Origin of the sequence: Streptomyces sp. NPDC096339 (genome assembly GCF_044762985.1) — a bacterium.
Lineage (GTDB): Bacteria > Actinomycetota > Actinomycetes > Streptomycetales > Streptomycetaceae > Streptomyces.
Genome location: NZ_JBIWFI010000004.1, coordinates 272,667 through 295,493, shown reverse-complemented (window position 1 = coordinate 295,493; position 22,827 = coordinate 272,667). Strand labels below are relative to the sequence as shown.

Sequence of the window (22,827 nt, the reverse complement as noted above, 5' to 3'; positions counted from 1 at the left end):
ACGCCCCTTACAGCTTCATCAGGCTGGCGTCGTCGACCGAGGCCGAGTGGCGGCTACGGAACAGCGACACGATGATCGCGAGGCCCACCACGACCTCCGCGGCGGCTACGACCATCGTGAAGAACGCGATGATCTGGCCGTCGAGGTTGCCGTGCATCCGGGAGAACGCGACGAAGGCGAGGTTGCAGGCGTTGAGCATCAGCTCGACGCACATGAACAGCACGATCGCGTTCTTGCGGATCAGCACACCGGTCGCGCCGATCGTGAACAGCAGGGCCGCCAGGTACAGGTAGTTGACCGGGTTCACTTCGAGGCCTCCTCACGCGAGTCACGGCCGAGGCGCTCCGCGGAGCTCTGCTCCAGCGCCTTGAGGTCGTCCAGCGCCTGGCTGGAGACGTCGCGGATCTGGCCGCGGGCACGCAGCGTCTTGCTGACCGTCAGCTCGGACGGGGTGCCGTCCGGCAGCAGACCGGCGACGTCCACCGCGTTGTGCCGGGCGTAGACGCCGGGTGCGGGCAGCGGCGGGAGCTGCACTCCCTCGCGTACGCGCTTCTCCGCGAGCTCGCGCTGGGTGGCGGCCCGCTCGGTGCGCTCGCGGTGGGTGAGCACCATCGCGCCGACGGCCGCGGTGATCAGCAGGGCGCCGGTGATCTCGAAGGCGAAGACGTACTTGGTGAAGATCAGCTGGGCCAGGCCCTCGACGTGTCCGGCGGAGTTGACCCGGCCGAGCCCGTTGAAGTGGGTGAGCCCCGCGTTGCCGATGCCGGCGAACAGCAGGATGCCGAAGCCGAGTCCGCACAGCAGGGCCAGCCAGCGCTGGCCCTTGATGGTCTCCTTCAGGGAGTCGGCTGCGGTGACGCCGACGAGCATGACCACGAAGAGGAAGAGCATCATGATCGCGCCGGTGTAGACGATGACCTGGACGACGCCCAGGAAGTACGCCCCGTTGGCGAGGTAGAAGACCGCCAGGATGATCATCGTCCCGGCGAGGCTCAGTGCGCTGTGCACGGCCTTCTTCATCAGGATCGTGGACAGCGCGCCGATGACGGCGACCGTGCCGAGGACCCAGAACTGGACCGCCTCGCCCGTAGAGGTCATGGTGGCGGCTGCGAGGGCGCTCATGCCCCCACCTCCTCGGCGTGCCCGTTGTTCTTCTCCGCGGCCTCGTCCTCGGGCACCTCGCCCTTGGAGACGGCCACCTGCCGGACGGTGCCGGGGGCGGCCCCCGTCACCAGCCCTCGGTAGTAGTCCTGCTCGTCGGTGCCGGGGAAGATCGAGTGCGGGGCTTCGACCATGCCCTCCGTCAGGCCCGCGAGCAGCTGCTCCTTGGTGTAGATGAGCGACTCGCGGCTGGCGTCGGCCAGTTCGAACTCGTTCGTCATCGTCAACGCCCGCGTCGGGCACGCCTCGACGCACAGCCCGCACAGGATGCAGCGGGCGTAGTTGATCTGGTAGACGCGGCCGTAGCGCTCGCCCGGGGAGTAGCGCTCCTCCTCCGTGTTGTCCGCGCCCTCCACGTAGATCGCGTCGGCGGGACAGGCCCAGGCGCACAGTTCGCACCCGATGCACTTCTCCAGACCGTCGGGGTGCCGGTTCAGCTGGTGCCGTCCGTGGAAACGCGGCGCGGTCGTCTTCTGCTGCTCCGGGTACTGCTCGGTGAGGCGCTTCTTGAACATGGCCTTGAAGGTCACGCCGAAGCCCGCAACCGGGTTCTGCCACTTCTCGCTCTCGTCAGCGTCAGACTTGTCAGACATTCTCAGCACCCTCCTCTCGGTCACTCTCGGTATTCGTCCCGCCGCTGACAATCAGCTCCCGCTCGCCGCGGGGCCGCCTGCGCGGTACGGGTGCCAGGTGCTGGCCGGGCTTGGGCGGTACGGGGAATCCGCCCGCCAGCGGGTCGAAGGGCGCGGTGTCCGCCGCGGTCGCCGCGGCCTTCTCTCGCTTCTCGCGCTTGTCGCGGAAGAGGTCCGCGACGAAGGAGAGCAGCAGGATCGCGACGACCGCGCCGCCGACGTAGAGGACGATCTGGCTGAAGTCGTAACTCTCGTTGCGCAGGGCCCGGACGGTGGCGACCAGCATCAGCCAGACCACGGAAACCGGGATCAGGACCTTCCAGCCGAGCTTCATCAGCTGGTCGTAGCGCACGCGCGGCAGCGTGCCGCGCAGCCAGATGAAGAAGAAGAGCAGCAACTGCACCTTCAACACGAACCAGAGCATCGGCCACCAGCCGTGGTTCGCGCCCTCCCAGTACGTGGAGATCGGCGCCGGGGCCCGCCAGCCGCCCAGGAACAGGGTGACCGAGACCGCGGAGACGGTGACCATGTTGACGTACTCGGCCAGCATGAACAGCGCGAACTTGATCGACGAGTACTCGGTGTTGAAGCCGCCGACCAGGTCGCCCTCGGACTCCGGCATGTCGAAGGGGGCGCGGTTCGTCTCGCCGACCATCGTGACGACGTAGATGATGAAGGAGACCGGCAGCAGGATGATGTACCAGCGGTCGGCCTGGGCCTCCACGATCGCCGAGGTCGACATCGACCCGGAGTAGAGGAAGACCGAGGCGAAGGCCGCGCCCATCGCGATCTCGTAGGAGATCATCTGCGCGCAGGAGCGCAGTCCGCCGAGCAGCGGGTACGTCGAGCCGGAGGACCAACCGGCCAGCACGATGCCGTAGATGCCGACCGAGGCCACCGCGAGGACGTACAGCATCGCGATGGGCAGGTCGGTCAGCTGCATCGTGGTGCGCTGGCCGAAGATGGAGACCTCGTCGCCGGCGGGCCCGAAGGGGATCACCGCGATGGCCATGAAGGCCGGGATCGCCGCGATGATCGGGGCCAGTACGTAGACGACCTTGTCGGCCCGCTTGACGATGACGTCTTCCTTGAGCATCAGCTTCACGCCGTCGGCGAGCGACTGGAGCATGCCCCAGGGGCCGTGCCGGTTCGGGCCGATGCGCAGCTGCATCCAGGCGACGACCTTGCGCTCCCACACGATGGAGAACAGCACGGTCACCATCAGGAAGGCGAAGCAGAAGACCGCCTTCAGCAGGACCAGCCACCACACGTCGTGGCCGAACAGGCTGAGGTCCTCGGCGGCCAGCTCTACCGCGTTCACGCGTCCACCTCCGCGGGGGTGCCATCGGCGTCGGCCGGGGTCGCCGGACCGATGCGTACGAGGGCGCCGGGGGCGGCGCCCGTGTCGGCGAGGACGCCGGAGCCGGTGGAGTTCAGCGGGAGCCAGACCACCCGGTCGGGCATCTCGGTGACCCTCAGCGGCAGTTCCACGGAGCCGGCCGGGCCGGTGACCGCGAGGACGTCGCCGTTCTTGACGCCCGTCTCGGCGGCCGTGGCGGCCGACAGCCGGGCGCTCGCCTCGTGCCGGGTGCCGGCCAGGGCGTCGTCGCCATCCTGGAGCCTGCCCAGGTCGAGCAGCAGCCGGTGGCCCGCGAGGACCGCCTCGCCGACCCCCGGGCGGGGCATCGGCAGCGGGGCGGTGGACTGCTCGGTGGCCAGCGGCCCCTCCCACGGGCCGAGCCGCTCCAGCTCCCGGCGTACGGCGTGTACGTCGGGCAGCGCGAGCGGCCGGTCGGCCGCGTCGGCCAGCATGTGCAGGACGCGGGAGTCGGCCGGGGCGAGCCGGCGGGTCATCTGGTCGGGCTTGAGCGCGGCCTCGAACGGCCGGATCCTGCCCTCCCAGTTGATGAACGAGCCGTCCTTCTCGGCGACCGCGGCCACCGGGAACACCACGTCGGCGTGGTCGGTGACCTCGCTGGGCCGCAGCTCCAGGGAGACCACGAAGGCCTCCTGGAGCGCGGTGCGGGCGCGGGCCGGGTCGGGCAGGTCCGTCACCTCGACACCCGCCACCAGCAGCGCGGACAGTTCGCGCGTGGCCGCGGCCTCGACGATCTGGCCGGTGTCGCGGCCGTAGCGGTGCGGGAGTTCGTCCAGCCGCCAGGCCGTGGCGACCTCGTCGCGGGCCCGCGGGTCGGTGGCCGGACGGCCGCCCGGCAGCAGGGACGGCAGCGCGCCCGCCTCGACGGCGGCCCGCTCCCCGGCCCGGCGCGGGATCCACACCAGCTTCGCGCCGGTCGCGGCGGCGGCCCGTACGGCGGCGGTCAGCGCGCCGGGCACACCGGCCAGGCGCTCCCCGACGACGATGACCGCGCCGGGCCTCCGCAGCCCCTCCGCGGCTTCGGCGCCGCCCGCCTCCAAGTCGGTGGCGGAGGTCAGGGCGTCCAGCCATTCGGGCTCGGTGCCGGGGGCGGCGGCCAGCAGGGTGCCGCCCGCCTTCTCCAGGCCGCGGGTGGCGAACGGGGCCAGCGCGAAGGTCCGCTGCTTGCGCTTGCGGTGGGCCTTGCGCAGCCGCAGGAAGACCCCGGGGGCCTCCTCCTCGGCCTCGATGCCGACGAGCAGCACGGCCGGGGCCGCTTCCAGCGAGGAGTACGTGACCCCGTCACCGTCGAGGTCCTTGCCGGTGCCGGCCACGGTGGCGGCCAGGAACTCGGCCTCCTCCGCACTGTGCACGCGGGCCCGGAAGTCGATGTCGTTGGTGTCGAGCACCACGCGGGCGAACTTGGAGTACGCGTACGCGTCCTCGACGGTGAGCCGGCCTCCCGTGAGCACGCCGGCCCGGCCGCGCGCGGCCGCGAGACCGTTCGCCGCGGCCTCCAGGGCCTCGGGCCAGCTCGCCGGGGCGAGCACCCCGTCGGTGCCGCGCACCAGCGGGGTCGTGAGCCGGTCCGGGCGCTGCGCGTAGCGGAACCCGAAGCGGCCCTTGTCGCACACCCATTCCTCGTTGACCTCGGGGTCCTCGGCGGCGAGGCGGCGCAGCACCTTCCCGCGCCGGTGGTCGGTACGGGTCGCGCAGCCGCCCGCGCAGTGCTCGCACACGCTCGGGGAGGAGACGAGGTCGAAGGGGCGGGAGCGGAACCGGTAGGCGGCCGAGGTCAGGGCGCCGACGGGGCAGATCTGGATGGTGTTGCCGGAGAAGTACGACTCGAAGGGGTCGCCCTCGCCGGTGCCGACCTGCTGGAGCGCGCCGCGCTCCAGCAGCTCGATCATCGGGTCGCCGGCGATCTCGTTGGAGAAGCGGGTGCAGCGCGCGCACAGCACGCACCGCTCGCGGTCCAGCAACACCTGCGTGGAGATCGGGACCGGCTTCTCGTAGGTGCGCTTCCTGCCCTCGAAACGCGATTCGGCGTTGCCGTGGGACATCGCCTGGTTCTGCAGGGGGCACTCGCCGCCCTTGTCGCAGACCGGGCAGTCCAGCGGGTGGTTGATGAGCAGCAGCTCCATCACACCGCGCTGGGCCTTGTCGGCGACCTCGGAGGTCAGCTGCGTCTTGACGACCATGCCGTCGGTGCAGGTGATGGTGCAGGAGGCCATCGGCTTGCGCTGGCCCTCGACCTCGACGATGCACTGGCGGCAGGCGCCGGCCGGGGAGAGGAGGGGGTGGTCGCAGAACCGGGGGATCTCGACGCCGATCTGCTCGGCGGCCCGGATGACGAGGGTGCCCTTGGGCACCGACAGCTCGACGCCGTCGATGGTGAGCGACACCAGGTCCTCGGGGGGAACCGCCGCCTCCCCGCCACCTGCCGGTGCGTTAGTGGTGACGGTCATGCGTTCACCTCCGTGTCGGCCCAGAGGGTCGACTTCCTGGGGTCGAAGGGGCAGCCCTTGCCCGTGATGTGCTGCTCGTACTCCTCGCGGAAGTACTTCAGCGAGGAGAAGATCGGGCTGGCGGCGCCGTCGCCCAGTGCGCAGAAGGACTTGCCGTTGATGTTGTCGGCGATGTCGTTCAGCTTGTCGAGGTCGGCCATGACGCCCTTGCCCGCCTCGATGTCGCGGAGCAGCTGGACGAGCCAGTACGTGCCTTCGCGGCAGGGCGTGCACTTGCCGCAGGACTCGTGGGCGTAGAACTCGGTCCACCGGGTGACGGCCCGCACCACGCAGGTCGTCTCGTCGAAGCACTGCAGCGCCTTGGTGCCGAGCATCGACCCGGCCGCGCCCACACCCTCGTAGTCGAGCGGGACGTCGAGGTGCTCGTCCGTGAACATCGGGGTGGAGGAGCCGCCCGGGGTCCAGAACTTCAGCCGGTGTCCCGGCCGCATCCCGCCGCTCATGTCGAGGAGCTGGCGCAGGGTGATGCCGAGCGGGGCCTCGTACTGGCCGGGGCCGGCGACGTGCCCGGAGAGCGAGTACAGCGTGAAGCCGGGGGACTTCTCGGTCCCCATCGACTTGAACCAGTCCTTGCCCTTGTTCAGGATCGCGGGAACGGACGCGATGGACTCCACGTTGTTCACCACGGTGGGGCAGGCGTAGAGCCCCTCGACGGCAGGGAAGGGGGGACGCAGCCGGGGCTGGCCGCGCCGGCCTTCGAGGGAGTCGAGCAGCGCCGTCTCCTCGCCGCAGATGTACGCGCCCGCGCCCGCGTGCACCGTGATGTCGAGGTTCAGGCCGCTGCCGAGGATGTCCTTGCCGAGGTATCCGGCCTCGTACGCCTCGCGCACCGCCTCGTGCAGGCGCCGCAGCACCGGCACGACCTCGCCGCGCAGGTAGATGAAGGCGTGCTCCGAACGGATCGCGTAGCAGGCGATGATCATTCCCTCGATGAGGGAGTGCGGGTTGGCGAAGAGGAGGGGGATGTCCTTGCAGGTTCCCGGCTCCGACTCGTCCGCGTTCACGACGAGGTAGTGCGGCTTGCCGTCGCCCTGCGGGATGAACTGCCACTTCATTCCGGTGGGGAAGCCGGCGCCGCCGCGGCCGCGCAGACCGGAGTCCTTCACGTAGGCGATGAGGTCGTCCGGGGTCATCGCGAGGGCCTTGCGCAGGCCCTCGTAGCCCTCGTGGCGCCGGTAGGTCTCCAGCGTCCACGACTCGGGCTCGTCCCAGAACGCCGAGAGCACGGGTGCGAGCAGCTTCTCCGGGCTGGTGCCGTTCTTGCTCAGTTCCGTCGACACGGACATCACTCCCCTCCCTCGGTGCCGGTCTCGCCGCGGGACTCGCTGCGCGGGTGGACGATCGGGGTGCGCGGGGACTCGCCGCGGGCGATGCGCAGACCGATCAGGGAGGCGGGTCCGGCGCCGCCGGTCGCCTCGACCGCGCCCTCGCGCTCGTCGGGGAAGCCCGCCAGGATCCGGGCGGTCTCCTTGTACGTGCACAGCGGCGCGCCCCGGGTCGGCTGCACGGGGCGGCCGGCCAGCAGGTCGTCCACCATGGCCTTGGCGGACTCGGGGGTCTGGTTGTCGAAGAACTCCCAGTTGACCATCACCACGGGGGCGAAGTCGCAGGCCGCGTTGCACTCGATGTGTTCGAGGGTGACCTTGCCGTCGGGGGTGGTCTCGTTGTTGCCGACCCCGAGGTGCTCCTTGAGCTCCTCGAAGATGGCGTCGCCGCCCATGACCGCGCACAGGGTGTTCGTACAGACGCCGACCTGGTAGTCCCCGGAGGGCCCCCGCCGATACATCGTGTAGAAGGTCGCCACCGCCGTGACCTCGGCGGTGGTCAGGCCCAGCACGTCGGCGCAGAAGCGGATGCCGGTGCGCGAGACGTGGCCCTCCTCCGACTGGCACAGGTGCAGCAGCGGGAGCAGCGCACTGCGGCTGTCGGGGTAGCGGGCGATGACCTGCTTCGCGTCCGCTTCGAGCCGCTCGCGCACGTCGGCCGGGAAGTCGGGGGCGGGAAGCTGCGGCATGCCCAATGAGATGTCGGTCATCGGTCGACGCCTCCCATCACGGGGTCGATGGAGGCGACGGCGACGATGACGTCGGCGACCTGGCCGCCCTCGCACATCGCGGCCATGGCCTGGAGGTTGGTGAAGGACGGGTCGCGGAAGTGGACCCGGTAGGGGCGGGTGCCGCCGTCGGAGACGAGGTGGACGCCGAGTTCGCCCTTGGGGGACTCGACCGCCGCGTACGCCTGCCCGGCCGGCACCCGGAAGCCCTCGGTCACCAGCTTGAAGTGGTGGATGAGGGCCTCCATGGAGGTGCCCATGATGTTCCTGATGTGGTCGAGCGAGTTGCCGAGGCCGTCGGGGCCCATGGCGAGCTGCGCGGGCCAGGCGATCTTCTTGTCGGCGACCATCACCGGGCCCGGCTCCAGGCGCTCCAGGCACTGCTCGACGATCCGCAGCGACTGGCGCATCTCCTCCAGGCGGATCAGGAAGCGCCCGTAGGAGTCGCAGGTGTCGGTGGTCGGCACGTCGAACTCGTAGTCCTCGTAGCCGCAGTACGGGTCCGACTTGCGCAGGTCGTGCGGCAGGCCTGCGGAACGCAGGATCGGGCCGGTGGCGCCGAGTGCCATGCAGCCGGTGAGGTCGAGGTAGCCGACGTCCTGCATGCGGGCCTTGAAGATGGGGTTGCCGGTGGCGAGCTTGTCGTACTCCGGCAGGTTCTTCTTCATCGTCTTGACGAACTCGCGGAGCTGGTCGACGGCGCCCGGGGGCAGGTCCTGCGCGAGGCCTCCGGGGCGGACGAACGCGTGGTTCATGCGCAGGCCGGTGATCAGCTCGAAGATGTCGAGGATCAGCTCGCGGTCGCGGAAGCCGTAGATCATGATCGTGGTCGCGCCCAGCTCCATGCCGCCGGTGGCGATGCACACCAGGTGGGAGGAGAGCCGGTTGAGCTCCATCAGCAGGACGCGGATGACGGTGGCGCGGTCCGGGATCTGGTCGGTGATGCCGAGCAGCTTCTCGACGCCGAGGCAGTACGCCGTCTCGTTGAAGAACGGCGTCAGGTAGTCCATGCGCGTGACGAAGGTGGTGCCCTGCGTCCAGTTCCGGAATTCGAGGTTCTTCTCGATGCCGGTGTGCAGGTAGCCGATGCCGCAGCGGGCCTCGGTGACCGTCTCGCCGTCGATCTCCAGGATCAGGCGGAGCACTCCGTGGGTGGAGGGGTGCTGGGGTCCCATGTTGACGACGATCCGCTCGTCGTCGGCCTTGGCCGCGGACTGGACGATCTCGTCCCAGTCGCCGCCGGTGACGGTGTAGACGAGGCCTTCGGTCGTCTCGCGGGAGGACGCGTGGTTCGAGGTGTTGGACATCAGCTGTACGACCTCCGCTGGTCGGGAGCCGGGATCTGGGCGCCCTTGTACTCGACGGCGATGCCGCCGAGCGGGTAGTCCTTGCGCTGCGGGAAGCCCTGCCAGTCGTCCGGCATCATGATCCGGGTGAGGGCCGGGTGCCCGTCGAAGATCAGGCCGAAGAAGTCGTACGTCTCGCGCTCGTGCCAGTCGTTGGTCGGGTAGACGGAGACGAGTGACGGGATGTGCGGGTCGCCGTCCGGGACGGAGACCTCCAGCCTCAGGATCCGGCCGTGGGTGAGCGAGCGCAGGTGGTAGACGGCGTGCAGCTCGCGGCCCTTGTCGCCGGGGAAGTGCACGCCGGAGACGCCGGTGCAGAGCTCGAAGCGCAGCGCCGGGTCGTCGCGCAGGGTGCGGGCGACGCGGACGAGGTGCTCGCGGGCGATGTGGAAGGTGAGCTCGCCCCGGTCGACCACCGTCTTCTCGATGGCGTTCCCGGGGACCAGGTCCTGCTCCTCCAGGGCGCCTTCGAGTTCGTCGGCCACCTCGTCGAACCAGGAGCCGTACGGGCGGTGGCTCGCGCCGGGCAGGGCCACGGTGCGGACCAGGCCGCCGTAGCCGCTGGTGTCGCCGCCGTTCGCCGCTCCGAACATGCCCTTGCGGACGCCGATGACCTCGGGGCCGCCGCCCCGCGGGGCGGGGACGTTGTTGCCGTTGTCGCCGTTCTCGGGGTTGCCGTTCTCCGGCTCTCGGGTCTCGCTCACCGGAGCAGCCCCTTCATCTCGATCATGGGGAGTGCCTTGAGGGCCGCTTCCTCCGCCTCGCGGGCCGCCTCTTCCCGGTTCACGCCGAGCTTTCCGCCCTGGATCTTCTGGTGGAGCTTGAGGATCGCGTCCATCAGCATCTCGGGGCGGGGCGGACAGCCGGGGAGGTAGATGTCCACGGGGACGATGTGGTCGACGCCCTGGACGATCGCGTAGTTGTTGAACATTCCGCCTGAAGATGCACAAACCCCCATGGAGATGACCCATTTGGGAGCGGGCATCTGGTCGTACACCTGCCGCAGCACCGGCGCCATCTTCTGACTGACCCGGCCGGCCACGATCATCAGATCGGCCTGGCGCGGGGAGCCGCGGAAGACCTCCATGCCGAAGCGGGCCAGGTCGTACCGGCCCGCTCCGGTGGTCATCATCTCGATCGCGCAGCAGGCCAGGCCGAAGGTCGCGGGGAAGACGGATGCCTTGCGCACCCAGCCCGCGGCCTGTTCGACGGTGGTCAGCAGAAAGCCGCTCGGCAGCTTCTCTTCCAGTCCCATGGAAAATTCAGCCCCTCAGTCCCATTCCAGGCCGCCGCGGCGCCACACGTAGGCGTAGGCGACGAAGACGGTGAGCACGAAGAGCAGCATCTCGACGAGCCCGAAGATCCCCAGGGAGTCGAAGGTGACGGCCCAGGGGTAGAGGAAGACAACCTCGATGTCGAAGACGATGAAGAGCATCGCCGTGAGGTAGTACTTGATGGGGAAGCGACCGCCGCCGGCCGGCGTGGGAGTGGGCTCGATGCCGCACTCGTACGCCTCTAGCTTCGCCCGGTTGTACCGTTTTGGGCCGATCAGCGTGGCCATGACCACGGAGAAGATCGCAAACCCTGCGCCGAGGGCGCCGAGCACGAGGATGGGCGCGTACGCATTCACGCTCCTCGCTCCTTCCAGTCGTCCTTGACCGTTGGACCGCTGCCGGCGCCGAGTGCCCCGCCTCGCTCGCATGTGAGGCAGTTCACAAGCCGGACTGGTGCGCATCTTATGCCCGCGCATCTGTGATCTGCGACACGGGTTACAACAACGAGTTTGTGATCTCCACCACCTGACGAACGATCATGAAGTCCGATGAGTGGTGATCTTCGTACGCGAAGCATCCACATGATCACCAAAGGTGACATCCGGGCCCGTTACCGCAGGTAGAAGGCGGGTCGCCCTATCAAACGATGGACCGTGCAGGCAAATTGGCAATGCCGACGCCGGAGTGATAAAGGGATCGGCCTCCCCCGGTCGGATGAGGCCCCGCGTACGGAGGTGGACGCGGGCCGGCCGGAACCTCCGGAGGGCCGGACCAAAGCGCGTCCGTTCACGAGCGACCGCGGCCGCCGGGTCGCGCCGCGCGCCGCCGTACACCCTCGGACCCCCCGGCTGGTTCACAGCGGGATCACGGACGGGGCACAACACCCTCACAGCGAGACTCTCCTGTGACCTGCGCCACTGTGAATCCGTCGTTCCGAAAGAGGGCTTGGCCATCAGTGCGGAGGGATGGTAGGCGGCAGATCAATTCGGACTTATTGCGGAAACCCCATGATCACAGCCTTGTGAGGGCATGTCCGTTTCGCCCGTTACGGCGTCAATAAGGTTCGCGACGCGCCCGGTTCGCGCACTTCGCGCGCAACTGTGGCGCAGACCACGTTTCTTGATGGGACCCCTACCCCCCTGATAGCGGTTGTTCTCATGTCCCACACCGCTCACATACCCAGCCACCGGAAGCCCCGCCGCAGCGCCTCGAAGCTCGCGGTCCGCGCCGGAGTTGCCGGTGGCGTCCTCAGCACCCTGGCCATGGCCGGCACCGCGAGCGCGTCCCCCTCCGAGCCCGTGGCCGAGACGACGCTCGAAATGCCGGTCCTGAACCTGGACCTGGCCGCCGAGGTCTCCTCCGCCGTCACCACGGCCGCCGAGAACACCCAGTCGGCCGCCGTCCTCGGCGAACTGAACGCCCAGGAGGAGACGGCCCGCACCGGCGCCGCCGCCGAGGCGAAGCAGGCGAAGGAAGAGGCCCAGAAGAAGGCCGACGAGGAGAAGAAGGCGAAGGACGAGGCCGCCCGCAAGGCCGAGGCCGACCGCGCCACCCGTTCCTCCTCCCGCGCCTCCCTCCAGAGCACCTCGGCCTCCGGCTCGGGCTCCGAGCTGGGCACGGGCACCGTGACCGCCCCGGCCACCGGCTCGGCCGCCGCGATCGTCAACTTCGCCCGCGCGCAGGTCGGCAAGGCGTACGTGTCGGGCGGCACCGGCCCGTCCTCGTACGACTGCTCGGGCCTCGTGCAGGCCGCCTACCGCCAGGCGAACATCTCCCTGCCGCGCGTCTCCCAGGCGCAGTCCTCCGCGGGCACATCGGTCTCCCTGAGCGCCCTGCAGCCCGGCGACATCCTGTACTGGGGCCCCCGCGGCTCCGCGTACCACGTCGCCATCTACGTCGGCGGCGGCAAGTTCGTCGGCGCGCAGAACCCCAGCACCGGCATCGTCGAGCGCAGCCTGAGCTACGACAAGCCGACGGGCGCCGTCCGCGTCCTCTGAGTCGTCCGGGCACCGCGAAGGGCCGGCACTCCCCCGCTCGGGGGTGGAGTGCCGGCCCTTCGCGCTGCTCACGCCCGGGAGGCCGCCGCGGACGGCCCGGGAGCACCGTTCCCCCACCCGCGGACTCGTCATACCCGTGGGCCGCGGCGAACCCCGAATCGGCCGGGCCGAACTCCCGGTCTTCCGGAAATTCGAATTCCGGAGCGGAACGGCTCGGCTTTCGTGAATTCCCACTCGGCGGGGATTGAACGGTCACCGCCTTCCCGGAACAAGCACTTTCACGCCTGACTTGCGGTCATCCACATTGCCTGAAAGACGGCTTGCACCGCCGGAGCACCGCTACCTAATATCTGGCGTCACCCCCCTCGCGCGGATTTCCGACTTCCACTTCTACCGCCACAAGGGACCCGACGTGCACGTACGCCATTTCATCCCCGCACTCGTCATTTGTGTTTCATTGACGGGATGCGGAGGCGGCAGCAGTGAACCCGAGGCCGGCGACAGCCCACCGCCGAGCCCGGAGGAGATCGTCTACCACGACTGCCTGAAGAAGCAGGGCGTGGAGATCGTCTACACGGACAACGGGACTCCGCGCGTGAACAAGGACAAACCGTGGAACGAAGAGGCTCACGGGACCTGCGCGCCTCTGCTGCCACCACCGGTGCGGGTGGCGATCAGCCCCGAGAGGCTCGCCGCCGCCCGGAAGGTATCGGCCTGCCTGCGGGCGGAGGGCGTCACCTGGTACCCGGATCCCGACCTGGTCACCGGCGAGGTCAACGACACCATGGGCGGTACCCAGGAGCAGTGGTCCAACTTCAAGGTCAAGCACATCGACGCCTTGATGAAATGCCGGAAGGACCGCTGAGCGGACCGGGAAACGGCCCGGGCCCGGCCGCAGGAGCCGGGCACTTCTCCAGGTAGCCGTCGTGCACCCATGCCGAGGCGGGAGTGGCCGTCCCGACCAACAGGGCGGCCGTGATGGCCGCGGGGGCGGCCGCAAGACGCAATCCACGCAGGTTCTTGTTCATTCGCACGTTCCCCATCGTAGAAATCGACAGCTCATGATTCCTGAACTGCTTCAGACCGAAGGGGAGTTGAGGCCGGGGGCGCATCGCGACACAAGTCACCTCTCAACCCATGGACTGTCAGAAAGGTTGCGCTGAAGAGGACTTGTCGCGGCGTCTGATTTCTCCTTAGGATCACGAACCGCGTTCACACCCCTTCTCATCGTGCGGACGCTCCCATTCCACAGGCCCACCCCGAGGGAAGCGCCCCAGCATGCGCAAGTACGCCACTGCCCTGTTCATCGCCGCGCCCCTCGCACTCACCGACTGTTCCGGTGACGGCGAGCCCAAGGCCGGTGACAGTCCTCCGCCCACCGAGGAGGACATCGCCTACAAGGTCTACCGGCCCGCCGGCGAAGCCGTACTCGGCGGATGAGCGAACTGCAGGACGTCGTGGTGGACGTGGCCGGCGCCGAGCAGGACGGCACCGACGACGAAGTGAAGGCCGTCCCGGAAACGGGCGGGCTCGCGCGGGGGCGCCGCGTGGTGCTCGGGGTGGTCGGTGCGGCCGCACTCATGGCCGTCGGCGGGCTGCTGGCCACCACCCTGGTGAAGTCCCCCGCGCAGGTGGCCGCCGAGACCGGGCCGCCCGCGCAGGGGCTGCTGACCGCGGAGGTCGAGCGGCGGGTGCTCGCGCAGAAGGTGGTGATGCGGGGGACCGTCGTCGCCGACCAGAGCGTCGAGGTGGCCCCGCAGCCGCGCTCCGCCGAGGGTGCGGGCACCCCGGTGGTGACGAAGCTGCCGCTCAAGGCCGGGGACCCGGTCGCGGCCGGGCAACTGCTGGCGGAGGTCTCCGGGCGGCCCGTGTTCACCCTCAGGGGGAACCTGCCCGTCTACCGGGACCTCAAGCCGGGCGCCACCGGCGACGACGTGGCGCAGTTGCAGCAGGCGCTGCGCGAACTCGGGCACGGCACCGGCGCAGACGCGAAGGGCGTGTTCGGGTCCGGTACGAAGGCCGCGCTCGCCGCGCGGTACAAGGCCATCGGGTACGACCCGCTGCCCGCGGTGCCGGACGGCGCGGAGGTGCTCAAGGCCGCGCGGGAGGCCGTACGGTCCGCCGAGTGGGGCGTCGAGGACGTCCAGGCCGGGATGGGTGCCGGCGGAGGCGGCGGAGGCGGGGGCAAGTCGACGACCCCCGACCCGTCCGCGTCCGCCTCCCCGGGCACGAAGGGCACGACGGGCTCCACGGGTTCTACGGGCGCGACGGGCTCTACGGGCGGGACGGGCACGACGGGCACGACAGGCACGACGGACGACGGAAAGGGCGGCGGCGGAAAGGCCGGCGGCGCAACGGGCGACTCCGGCCGGGCCCTGACCCGTGCCCGCCAGGCACTCGCCGACGCCCGGGCCAAACTGGCTGCGGCGGAGGCCGCCGACGGGCCGATGCTCCCCGCCTCCGAGACCGTGTTCCTCGGGGCCTTCCCCGCCCGGGTCAGCGCCGTCGCGGGCCGGATCGGCGGGCCCGTGTCCGGCGCGGTGCTCACCCTGTCCGCGGGTGAGCTCGTCGTCGAGGCCTACCTCAAGGAGGACAGGAGGCAGCTGCTGCGGGCGGGCATGCCCGTGGTGGTCTCCTCCGAGGTCGCCGGCACCGACGCCCACGGCAAGGTGGCGACGGTGGCCACCGAACGCTCCACCGGCCGGCCGACGGGCAGCGGCCAGCCGAACGGGCAGCAGGGCACGACCCAGGGCGATCCCTCCCAGGGCAAGGGCGGCGGCGGCACCGACCTCGGCTACCGCATGGTGGTCCGCGCCGACCAGCCGCTGCCCGCCGCCTTCGCCGGACAGGACGTACGGCTGACCATCGAGTCCGCCGCCACCGACGGCGAAGCCCTCGTGGTCCCCGTCACCGCGGTCTCCGCGAGCCCGGACGGCCAGACCCTCGTGACGGCCGTCTCCACCGACGGCACCCAGCGACGCATCCCCGTCCGCACCGGCACCAGCGGCGACGGCTACGTGGCCGTGACCCCCGTCAAGAACGGCGACCTCGCGGCCGGCGCCCGAGTCGTCATCGGCATCGCCCCCAGGGAACCCGCCAAGGGCCGCGGCGAAACGACGAAGCCGGGCAGGACACCGGGCAAGGGGGCCGGCGCGTGAGGTTCCCCCGCGCGCGTCGGCCCCGTCAGGACGAGGCCGCGCCGGACGGCGGCGGTGCGCCCGTCATCGAGTTCCGCGGGGTCGGGCTCACCTACCCCGGGCCGCCGCCCGTCGAGGCCCTGCACCCCTGCGAACTCGTCGTGGAAAGAGGGGAGTTCATCACCGTCGTGGGTCCCTCCGGCTCCGGGAAGTCCACCTTCCTCAACGTCGCCGGACTGCTCGACTCCCCCACCACCGGGAACTACCTCCTCGACGGCATCGACACCGCCGCCCTCCCCGACCGGGAGCGCACCGCCCTGCGCGGCCGTCGGATCGGGTTCGTCTTCCAGTCCTTCCACCTCCTGCCCCACCGGTCCGCCCTGGAGAACGTCACCCTCGCCATGCTCTACACCGGAACACCTCGCGCGCAGCGCCTCGTACGGGCCCGCGAGGCGCTCGACCAAGTCGGGCTCGGGCACCGCGCCGACGCCGTGCCCGGGCGGCTCTCCGGTGGCGAACGGCAGCGCGTGGCCATCGCCCGCGCCCTCGTCGGACGGCCCTCGCTCCTCCTGTGCGACGAACCCACCGGCAACCTCGACTCCGCCAACGCCGCCTCCGTACTGGGGCTGCTCGACGAACTCCACGCCTCCGGGATGACCGTCCTCGTCATCACCCACGACCCCGAGGTGGCCCGGCGCGGCGCCAGGACCGTCACCATCCGCGACGGGCGGCTGCGCGCGTGAGCACCGTCAGGCCGACCCGGCTGTCCCTGCGCGACGCCCTCGCCGAGGCCGTCGCCGGCATGCTGCGCCGCCCCGGCCGGGCCGTGCTCACCGCCCTCGGCACCGTCCTCGGCGTCGGCAGCTTCGTGGCCGTGCTCGGCCTCACCGCCACCATCTCCTCGCAGATCGACGGCCGGTTCAACGTGCTCACCGCCACCGAGGTGACCGTCGAGGACGTCGCCGCCCAGCGGGACGAGTTCGCCGGACCCGGCTTCCCCGCCGACGCCGAGCAGCGGCTGCGCGCCGTCGCCGGCATCGAGCACGCCGGGGTGCTGTGGACCGTACGCCTGGACTCCCGCACCCCCATCGGCTCCCTGCCGTCCGCGGGCGGCGGTACGGACTCCACCGGCAGCGGCGCGTCCGTCGTCGCCGCCTCCCCCGGAGCCGTGGCCGCCCTCGTGCCCACCCTCCAGGAGGGCCGGCTCTACGACGAGTTCGCCGAACGCAGCAAGGCCCGCGTGGTCGTCATCGGCGGCGGACTCGCCGGCCGCCTCGGCATCACCACCCTGGCGACCCGGCCCGCGCTCTACATCGGGCAGGAACCGTTCACCGTGGCCGGAATCATCTCCGACGTGGAACGCAAGCCGGAGAACCTGCTGTCGGTGCTCGTGCCCCGCGCCACCGCGGAGGAGCTGTGGGGGCAGCCCTCGCCCGGCGGCGCGAGCATGCTGATCGCCACCCAGCTCGGCGCCGCCCGCCAGGTCGCCGATCTCGCTCCGCTGGCGCTGCGCCCCGACCACCCCGAGTACCTGAAGGCCGTACCGCCGCCCGACCCGCGGATGCTGCGCTCCGGCGTCACCTCCGACCTGAGCGCGCTGTTCCTGCTGCTCGCCGGGATCTGCCTGGTCATCGGCGCCGTCGGGATCGCCAACACCACCCTCGTCGCCGTACTGGAGCGGACCGGGGAGATCGGACTGCGCCGTGCGCTCGGCGCGCGCGGCCGGCACATCTCGGCCCAGTTCCTCACCGAATCCGCGGCATTGGGCGCGCTCGGCGGGCTGGTGGGCACCTCGCTCGGCGAACTGACCGTGGTCGGCGTCTCGCTGGCCCGCGACTGGACCCCGGTCATCCACCCGGCCACCGTCGCCGCGGCCCCGGTCACCGGGCTGGTCACCGGACTGCTCGCCGGTCTCTATCCCGCCTGGCGGGCGGCCCGTATCGAACCGGCCGAGGCCCTGCGAAGATAGGGACTGGCGCGTTCTCATCGTTCGACCAGTAGGCGGTGGCCCCGTGAATCCGAAGCCGTACGAACACGACGGCGCCGGCGACCCCACCGCCCTGCCGGCCGCACTCGGCCTCGGCATGCTCGCCGTCGGCGGCTGGCTGCTGACCACCGCCCGCCCCTGGCAGAAGCCCGGCCACGCCCTCACCCTGGGCCTCGGCTGGACCGCCTCCGGGGCCCTGCTGGTGTGCGGGCTGGCGCTGCTGGCCCGGTGCGTGCGCACGGTGCACGGCAGCGCCGCCGACTCCTCGGACCGCTAGGTCCGCCCCGCCTAGGCCTTCGGGGCCACCTTCGAGAGGCCGTTGATGATGCGGTCCATCGCGTCGCCACCCGTCGGGTCGGTCAGGTTGGCCAGCATCTTCAGCGTGAACCGCATCAGCACCGGGTGGGTCAGACCGCGCTGCGCGGCGATCTTCATGACCGTCGGGTTGCCGATCAGCTTCACGAAGGCGCGGCCCAGCGTGTAGTAACCGCCGTACGTCTCCTTGAGCACCTTCGGGTAGCTGTGCAGCGCCAGCTCGCGCTGCGCCGGGGTCGCGCGGGCGTGCGCCTGCACGATCACGTCGGCGGCGATCTGCCCGGACTCCATGGCGTACGCGATGCCCTCGCCGTTGAACGGGTTGACGAGCCCGCCCGCGTCACCGACCAGCAGCAGGCCCTTGGTGTAGTGCGGCTGCCGGTTGAAGGCCATCGGCAGGGCCGCGCCGCGGATCGGCTGGGTCATGTTCTCCGGGGTGTAGCCCCAGTCCTCCGGCATGGAGGCGCACCAGGCCTTCAGGACCTCGCGCCAGTCCAGCTCCTTGAAGGCGGAGGAGGAGTTGAGGATGCCGAGGCCGACGTTGGACGTGCCGTCGCCCATGCCGAAGATCCAGCCGTAGCCGGGCAGCAGCCGGTCCTGCGGACCGCGCCGGTCCCACAGCTCCAGCCAGGACTCCAGGTAGTCGTCGTCGTGGCGGGGCGAGGTGAAGTACGTACGGACGGCCACACCCATGGGCCGGTCCTCACGCCGGTGCAGACCCATCGCGAGCGAGAGCCGGGAGGAGTTGCCGTCGGCGGCGACGACCAGCGGGGCGTGGAAGGTGACCGGGGTCTTCTCCTCGCCCAGCTTGGCGTGCACGCCCGTGATGTGGCCGGTGCGCGGGTCACGGACCGGCTCGCCCACGTTGCAGCGCTCGTACAGCCGGGCGCCGGCCTTCTGCGCCTGGCGGGCCAGGATCTCGTCGAAGTCGTCGCGCTTGCGGACGAGTCCGTAGTCCGGGAAGGAGGCGAGTTCCGGCCAGTCCAGCTGGAGCCGCTGCCCTCCGCCGATGATGCGCAGGCCCTTGTTGCGCAGCCAGCCGGCTTCCTCGGAGATGTCGATGCCCATCGCCACGAGCTGCTTGGTGGCGCGCGGGGTCAGCCCGTCACCGCAGACCTTCTCCCGGGGGAAGGCCGTCTTCTCCAGCAGCAGGACGTCCAGTCCGGCCTTGGCGAGGTAGTAGGCGGTGGTCGAGCCGGCGGGCCCGGCTCCGACGACGATGACGTCCGCGGAGTGTTCGGAGAGGGGCTCGGTCACTGCGGGGTCTCCCGAAGGCTCGATCTCGATAAAGGGTGCCGGGCGGCCCCGGACATGTGCAGTCTATGCAGCGACAGAGATCGCGATCCGAAGGGCTGCCACTTGACTTCCCCCCTCGCAGAACGAGGGGTTCCTACGGCTCGCGCCGTAGGGCTTCCTGCTTCGTCGCCGAATGCCTGCCCGGAGTTCTCCGTTGAGGTCTTACACCAGCTCCACAGACTGTCACCGCCAGTCCGGCGGCCAGAAGGTTCTCCGCCGCGTTGACGTCCCGGTCATGGGTCGTCCCGCAGTTCTCGCACGTCCACTCCCGGACGTTCAGCGGCATCCTCCCGGCAAGGGCGCCACAGTGGGAACACAGCCTGGAGGAGGGAAAGAAGCGGTCGACCGCGATGAGTTCCCGCCCGTACCAGGCTGCCTTGTACTCCAACATGGTCCGGAACTCGACCCATGCGGCATCACTGATGGCGCGGGCCAGGCTCCGGTTCTTGACCAGGTTGCGCACGGTCAGGTCCTCGATCACGAGCGTTTGGTTTTCACGCACGAGACGAGTCGAGAGTTTGTGCAGGTGATCCCGCCTGCGATCGGCGATCCGCGCGTGGATCTTGGCAACCTTGCGCCGGGCCTTTGTCCGGTTGGCACCGTCCCCCTTGGCCTTCTTCGCCAGGCGGCCTTGTGCCACCGCGAGTCGGGCACGGTCGCGCCGCTCGTGCCGGGGGTTGGTGACCCTTTCCCCTGTCGAGAGCGTCAGGAGGTGGTTCAGGCCCACGTCGATACCGACTGCGGTATCGAGAGTGGGCAGCGGCTTCACGGACGGGTCGTCGCAGAGCAACGAGACGAACCAGCGCCCCGCCGCGTCCCGCGACACGGTCACCATGGAGGGGACCGCGCCGTCAGGAAGGGGCCGGGACCACACGATGTCAAGCGGTCGGGCCATCTTCGCCAGACTGAGCTGACCGTCGCGGTACCGGAACGCGCTGGTGGTGTACTCCGCGCTCTTGCGGGACTTCTTCCGGCTCTTGAAACGCGGGTACTTCGCCCGCTTGCCGAAGAAGCTGGTGAACGCCACCTGCAAATGTCGCAGCGCCTGCTGGAGCGGAACCGAAGACACCTCATTCAGATAGGCGTGCTCCTCGGTCTTCTTCCAGGCTGTCAGCATCGCCGAGGTCTGGTTGTAGTTCACCCGCTCCTGACGCGCCCACGCCTCAGTACGGGCGTGGAGCGCCATGTTGTAAACCTTGCGCACGCATCCGAACGTGCGCGACAGCTCAGCTGCCTGCGCATCGGTCGGGTAGAAGCGGTACTTGAACGCCCGCTTCACATGAGTGGCCACGTTCACAAACTATCACCTCGGTTTGTGAAGGATCCCTGGTCGCACCGGACGCCGAATCGCTCGGCGGCGCTTCTGCTTTCCCCTGCTCGGCTCCGCAGGAGCTTCGTTTGTTCCCCCGCCTGAAGGTGGGGGATAACCCACGGAGGAATCCCAATGAACACCTCGCCGACCCGGCCGCTCCCCGTCGTACAGCTGCGCGTACCCACCGACGAGGACGCCTTCGCCTGGCACCGGGCCTTCGACGACCCCGACGTCATGGAGTTCCTCGGCGGCCCCGCCGAGGCGTCTGCCTACGAGGAGTTGGCCGCGCGCCAGCGCATGCACGACGCACAGCTCGGCTACTGCCTGTGGACCCTGCTGGACGGCGAGGGCACGGTCATCGGCTTCACCGGCGCACAGCCGTGGCCACGGGAGAAGGAGTGGGGGCCGGTCGGCGAGATCGAGATCGGCTGGCGGCTGAGCCGGTCCGCGTGGGGACAGGGGTACGCGTACGCCGCTGCCCTGGCCACCCTGGAGCGCGTACGGGAGGCAGGGGTCCCCCAGGTGGTGGCGATGATCGACGACGCCAACACCCGCTCCTCCGCGGTGGCGGAACGCCTGGGCATGACCCTGGCGAAGCGCTTCCCCCTCCCGGGCGGCACGCGCACCGGACGACGCTACGAACTCACGCTCGCGCGGGGGTAGGGGGTCGGGGGCCGGGCCGGGGTACGGGTCCAGGCCCGGCCGGGACTTTCACCCCCTCGGGTGCGGGCGGGTGCGGGTGGGCAACCGCCGCCTCGGGGCGGCGGCCCGAGGGGGTGAAGGTCCCGGCCGCGCGTGGACCCGTACCCCGCCCGCCTAGAACACCGACAAGCCCGTCAGCGTCGTGAAGCGGTCCAGGGCCGCCACGCCCGCGACCGAGTTGCCCTGGGCGTCCAGGCCCGGGCTCCAGACCGTCAGGACGCACTGGCCCGGGACGACCGCGATGATGCCGCCGCCGACGCCGCTCTTGCCCGGGAGGCCGACGCGGTAGGCGAACTCGCCCGCCGCGTCGTACGTCCCGCAGGTCAGCATCACCGCGTTGATCTGCTTGGCCTCGCTGCGCGTGAGGAGGCGGGAGCCGTCCGCGCGCAGGCCGTGTCGGGCCAGGAAGAGGCCCGCGCGGGAGAGGTCGGCGCAGGTCATCTCGATGGAGCACTGCCAGAAGTAGTGGTCCAGGAGCGCCGGCACGGGGTTGTCGATGTTGCCGTACGAGGCCATGAAGTGGGCGAGGGCCGCGTTGCGGTCGCCGTGCTCCTGCTCCGAGGCCGCCACTTCCGCGTCGAAGGCGAGGGACGGGTTGCCGCTTTCCGCCCGCAGGAAGGTGAGCAGTTCGCTGCTCGCGTCGCCCGTGAGGGTCTGGAGCCGGTCGGTGACCACGAGCGCGCCCGCGTTGATGAACGGGTTGCGCGGGATGCCGTTCTCGTACTCCAGCTGCACCAGCGAGTTGAACGGGTTGCCGGAGGGCTCCCGGCCGACCCGCTCCCACAGGCTGTCGCCGCCCTCGGCGAGGGCCAGGGCGAGGGCGAAGACCTTGGTGATCGACTGGGCGGAGAAGGGGACCTGCCAGTCCCCCACCCCGTGCACGCTGCCGTCGACGCCGGCGATCGCCATTCCGAAACGGTTCCGGTCCACCGTCGCGAGGGCCGGGATGTATTCGGCGGGCGTACCACTGCCGATCAGCGGGGCGATGTCCTTCGCGATCCGCTCCAGCAGGGCGTCGTAGTCGATCAAACCTTCGTGCCCCGGTGCAGGGCGACGATGCCGCCGCTGAGGTTGCGCCAGGCGACCTTGGACCAGCCGGCCTTCTGCAGGAGGCCGGCGAGGGCGGGCTGGTCGGGCCATTCCCGGATGGACTCGGCCAGGTACACGTACGCGTCGGGGTTGGAGGACACCGCCCGGGCCACCGGCGGCAGCGCGCGCATCAGGTACTCCATGTAGACCGTGCGGAACGGCGCCCACGTGGGCTGCGAGAACTCGCAGATGACGACCTTGCCGCCGGGCTTCGTCACCCGGTACAGCTCGCGCAGCGCGCCCTCGGTGTCCTGGACGTTGCGCAGGCCGAAGGAGATCGTCACGCTGTCGAAGACGTCGTCCTTGAACGGCAGCTTCGTCGCGTCGCCCGCGGTCAGCGGCAGCCACGGGTGCTTCTTCTTGCCCTCGCGCAGCATCCCGAGGGAGAAGTCGCAGGGGACGACGTACGCGCCGGTCGCGGCGAAGGGCAGCGAGGAGGTCGCGGTGCCGGCGGCCAGGTCGAGGACCTTGTGCCCGGGGCGCGCGGCGACCGCCTTCGCGACCTCCTTGCGCCACACCCGGTCCTGGCCGAGGGAGAGTACGTCGTTGGTGAGGTCGTAGTTCGCCGCGACGTCGTCGAACATCGAGGCGACTTCGTGCGGCTGCTTGTCCAGGGAAGCGCGGGTCACTGGCTTTGGCCC

At 70.3% G+C, this 22,827-nt stretch carries 23 protein-coding genes; 8 read left to right on the top strand and 15 right to left on the bottom strand.

Features of this window, described 5'->3' with window-relative positions; translation table 11 throughout:
- Positions 1–7: 7 nt before the first annotated feature.
- The 11 genes from nuoK to ACIQ5Y_RS09770 are packed head-to-tail and all read right to left on the bottom strand — an operon-like array spanning position 8 to position 10,707.
- On the bottom strand, positions 8–307 hold the full coding sequence (gene nuoK, locus ACIQ5Y_RS09820) for an NADH-quinone oxidoreductase subunit NuoK (protein ID WP_403877341.1): 300 nt from the start codon (positions 305–307) through the stop codon (positions 8–10).
- Positions 304–1,122, bottom strand: coding sequence for an NADH-quinone oxidoreductase subunit J (locus ACIQ5Y_RS09815; protein ID WP_403877338.1), 819 nt, complete (start codon positions 1,120–1,122; stop codon positions 304–306). The genes nuoK and ACIQ5Y_RS09815 overlap by 4 nt, the downstream gene beginning before the upstream one ends.
- Positions 1,119–1,754 carry an NADH-quinone oxidoreductase subunit NuoI gene (gene nuoI / locus ACIQ5Y_RS09810; RefSeq protein ID WP_403877336.1) on the bottom strand — a complete coding sequence of 212 codons (636 nt, stop codon included), beginning with the start codon at positions 1,752–1,754 and terminating at the stop codon, positions 1,119–1,121. Before nuoI ends, ACIQ5Y_RS09815 begins: the two co-directional genes overlap by 4 nt.
- Positions 1,747–3,114, bottom strand: coding sequence for an NADH-quinone oxidoreductase subunit NuoH (gene nuoH / locus ACIQ5Y_RS09805; protein ID WP_403877333.1), 1,368 nt, complete (start codon positions 3,112–3,114; stop codon positions 1,747–1,749). Before nuoH ends, nuoI begins: the two co-directional genes overlap by 8 nt.
- The gene (locus ACIQ5Y_RS09800; RefSeq protein ID WP_403877330.1) at positions 3,111–5,618 is read right to left on the bottom strand and encodes an NADH-quinone oxidoreductase subunit G; all 2,508 of its coding nucleotides are present in this window, start codon (positions 5,616–5,618) and stop codon (positions 3,111–3,113) included. Before ACIQ5Y_RS09800 ends, nuoH begins: the two co-directional genes overlap by 4 nt.
- Positions 5,615–6,964, bottom strand: a complete 1,350-nt coding sequence (gene nuoF / locus ACIQ5Y_RS09795) for an NADH-quinone oxidoreductase subunit NuoF (RefSeq protein ID WP_384745630.1) — start codon at positions 6,962–6,964, stop codon at positions 5,615–5,617. Before nuoF ends, ACIQ5Y_RS09800 begins: the two co-directional genes overlap by 4 nt.
- A complete protein-coding gene (nuoE, locus tag ACIQ5Y_RS09790; protein ID WP_403877327.1) occupies positions 6,964–7,713 on the bottom strand; it encodes an NADH-quinone oxidoreductase subunit NuoE in 750 nt (249 codons plus the stop codon). Before nuoE ends, nuoF begins: the two co-directional genes overlap by 1 nt.
- Positions 7,710–9,038 (bottom strand): NADH-quinone oxidoreductase subunit D, encoded by a 1,329-nt coding sequence (locus ACIQ5Y_RS09785; RefSeq protein ID WP_403877324.1) that lies wholly within the window; start codon positions 9,036–9,038, stop codon positions 7,710–7,712. The genes nuoE and ACIQ5Y_RS09785 overlap by 4 nt, the downstream gene beginning before the upstream one ends.
- On the bottom strand, positions 9,038–9,781 hold the full coding sequence (locus tag ACIQ5Y_RS09780; protein WP_403877321.1) for an NADH-quinone oxidoreductase subunit C: 744 nt from the start codon (positions 9,779–9,781) through the stop codon (positions 9,038–9,040). Before ACIQ5Y_RS09780 ends, ACIQ5Y_RS09785 begins: the two co-directional genes overlap by 1 nt.
- Complete coding sequence (locus tag ACIQ5Y_RS09775) at positions 9,778–10,332, bottom strand: NuoB/complex I 20 kDa subunit family protein (RefSeq protein WP_376658070.1); 555 nt, start codon at positions 10,330–10,332, stop codon at positions 9,778–9,780. The genes ACIQ5Y_RS09780 and ACIQ5Y_RS09775 overlap by 4 nt, the downstream gene beginning before the upstream one ends.
- Before the next feature lie 15 nt (positions 10,333–10,347).
- Positions 10,348–10,707 carry an NADH-quinone oxidoreductase subunit A gene (locus ACIQ5Y_RS09770; protein WP_030028256.1) on the bottom strand — a complete coding sequence of 120 codons (360 nt, stop codon included), beginning with the start codon at positions 10,705–10,707 and terminating at the stop codon, positions 10,348–10,350.
- An 801-nt stretch (positions 10,708–11,508) separates the two neighbouring features.
- Between ACIQ5Y_RS09770 and ACIQ5Y_RS09765 the strand changes: the two genes are divergently transcribed.
- The 7 genes from ACIQ5Y_RS09765 to ACIQ5Y_RS09735 all read left to right on the top strand — a co-directional run bounded on the left by ACIQ5Y_RS09765 (position 11,509) and on the right by ACIQ5Y_RS09735 (position 17,749).
- Positions 11,509–12,348 (top strand): C40 family peptidase, encoded by an 840-nt coding sequence (locus ACIQ5Y_RS09765; RefSeq protein ID WP_403877317.1) that lies wholly within the window; start codon positions 11,509–11,511, stop codon positions 12,346–12,348.
- 412 nt (positions 12,349–12,760) lie between these two features.
- Positions 12,761–13,213: a hypothetical protein gene (locus ACIQ5Y_RS09760; protein WP_403877315.1), complete on the top strand. Its 453-nt coding sequence runs from the start codon at positions 12,761–12,763 to the stop codon at positions 13,211–13,213.
- Between the two features lie 413 nt (positions 13,214–13,626).
- Positions 13,627–13,788, top strand: coding sequence for a hypothetical protein (locus ACIQ5Y_RS09755; RefSeq protein ID WP_403877312.1), 162 nt, complete (start codon positions 13,627–13,629; stop codon positions 13,786–13,788).
- Positions 13,785–15,506, top strand: coding sequence for a peptidoglycan-binding protein (locus ACIQ5Y_RS09750; RefSeq protein WP_403877309.1), 1,722 nt, complete (start codon positions 13,785–13,787; stop codon positions 15,504–15,506). Before ACIQ5Y_RS09755 ends, ACIQ5Y_RS09750 begins: the two co-directional genes overlap by 4 nt.
- The gene (locus ACIQ5Y_RS09745; protein ID WP_403877306.1) at positions 15,503–16,228 is read left to right on the top strand and encodes an ABC transporter ATP-binding protein; all 726 of its coding nucleotides are present in this window, start codon (positions 15,503–15,505) and stop codon (positions 16,226–16,228) included. The genes ACIQ5Y_RS09750 and ACIQ5Y_RS09745 overlap by 4 nt, the downstream gene beginning before the upstream one ends.
- Positions 16,225–17,454, top strand: a complete 1,230-nt coding sequence (locus ACIQ5Y_RS09740; protein WP_403877303.1) for an ABC transporter permease — start codon at positions 16,225–16,227, stop codon at positions 17,452–17,454. Before ACIQ5Y_RS09745 ends, ACIQ5Y_RS09740 begins: the two co-directional genes overlap by 4 nt.
- A gap of 43 nt (positions 17,455–17,497) precedes the next feature.
- Positions 17,498–17,749: a hypothetical protein gene (locus ACIQ5Y_RS09735; protein WP_403877300.1), complete on the top strand. Its 252-nt coding sequence runs from the start codon at positions 17,498–17,500 to the stop codon at positions 17,747–17,749.
- Between the two features lie 11 nt (positions 17,750–17,760).
- On the opposite strand, the gene ACIQ5Y_RS09730 is transcribed toward ACIQ5Y_RS09735, so the two are convergent.
- Complete coding sequence (locus ACIQ5Y_RS09730; RefSeq protein WP_403877297.1) at positions 17,761–19,044, bottom strand: geranylgeranyl reductase family protein; 1,284 nt, start codon at positions 19,042–19,044, stop codon at positions 17,761–17,763.
- A gap of 133 nt (positions 19,045–19,177) precedes the next feature.
- A complete protein-coding gene (locus ACIQ5Y_RS09725) occupies positions 19,178–20,374 on the bottom strand; it encodes an RNA-guided endonuclease InsQ/TnpB family protein (protein ID WP_403877294.1) in 1,197 nt (398 codons plus the stop codon).
- Between the two features lie 153 nt (positions 20,375–20,527).
- Here ACIQ5Y_RS09725 and ACIQ5Y_RS09720 point away from each other — a divergent pair, with 153 nt between their 5' ends.
- On the top strand, positions 20,528–21,058 hold the full coding sequence (locus ACIQ5Y_RS09720) for a GNAT family N-acetyltransferase (RefSeq protein WP_403877291.1): 531 nt from the start codon (positions 20,528–20,530) through the stop codon (positions 21,056–21,058).
- 153 nt (positions 21,059–21,211) lie between these two features.
- Here ACIQ5Y_RS09720 and ACIQ5Y_RS09715 read toward each other — a convergent pair whose 3' ends face one another.
- Positions 21,212–22,123, bottom strand: coding sequence for a glutaminase (locus ACIQ5Y_RS09715; RefSeq protein ID WP_403877493.1), 912 nt, complete (start codon positions 22,121–22,123; stop codon positions 21,212–21,214).
- A complete protein-coding gene (locus ACIQ5Y_RS09710) occupies positions 22,123–22,815 on the bottom strand; it encodes a demethylmenaquinone methyltransferase (protein ID WP_403877288.1) in 693 nt (230 codons plus the stop codon). The genes ACIQ5Y_RS09715 and ACIQ5Y_RS09710 overlap by 1 nt, the downstream gene beginning before the upstream one ends.
- Positions 22,816–22,827 lie beyond the last annotated feature (12 nt).

What these genes read in the sequence shown, in the direction of transcription:
- ACIQ5Y_RS09815 (WP_403877338.1), bottom strand. Translation starts at nt 1,122, where the DNA reads ATGAGCGCCCTCGCAGCCGCCACCATGACCTCTACGGGCGAGGCGGTC.
- nuoI (WP_403877336.1), bottom strand. Translation starts at nt 1,754, where the DNA reads ATGTCTGACAAGTCTGACGCTGACGAGAGCGAGAAGTGGCAGAACCCG.
- ACIQ5Y_RS09800 (WP_403877330.1), bottom strand. Translation starts at nt 5,618, where the DNA reads ATGACCGTCACCACTAACGCACCGGCAGGTGGCGGGGAGGCGGCGGTT.
- nuoF (WP_384745630.1), bottom strand. Translation starts at nt 6,964, where the DNA reads ATGTCCGTGTCGACGGAACTGAGCAAGAACGGCACCAGCCCGGAGAAG.
- nuoE (WP_403877327.1), bottom strand. Translation starts at nt 7,713, where the DNA reads ATGACCGACATCTCATTGGGCATGCCGCAGCTTCCCGCCCCCGACTTC.
- ACIQ5Y_RS09785 (WP_403877324.1), bottom strand. Translation starts at nt 9,038, where the DNA reads ATGTCCAACACCTCGAACCACGCGTCCTCCCGCGAGACGACCGAAGGC.
- ACIQ5Y_RS09775 (WP_376658070.1), bottom strand. Translation starts at nt 10,332, where the DNA reads ATGGGACTGGAAGAGAAGCTGCCGAGCGGCTTTCTGCTGACCACCGTC.
- ACIQ5Y_RS09765 (WP_403877317.1), top strand. Translation starts at nt 11,509, where the DNA reads ATGTCCCACACCGCTCACATACCCAGCCACCGGAAGCCCCGCCGCAGC.
- ACIQ5Y_RS09755 (WP_403877312.1), top strand. Translation starts at nt 13,627, where the DNA reads ATGCGCAAGTACGCCACTGCCCTGTTCATCGCCGCGCCCCTCGCACTC.
- ACIQ5Y_RS09750 (WP_403877309.1), top strand. Translation starts at nt 13,785, where the DNA reads ATGAGCGAACTGCAGGACGTCGTGGTGGACGTGGCCGGCGCCGAGCAG.
- ACIQ5Y_RS09720 (WP_403877291.1), top strand. Translation starts at nt 20,528, where the DNA reads ATGAACACCTCGCCGACCCGGCCGCTCCCCGTCGTACAGCTGCGCGTA.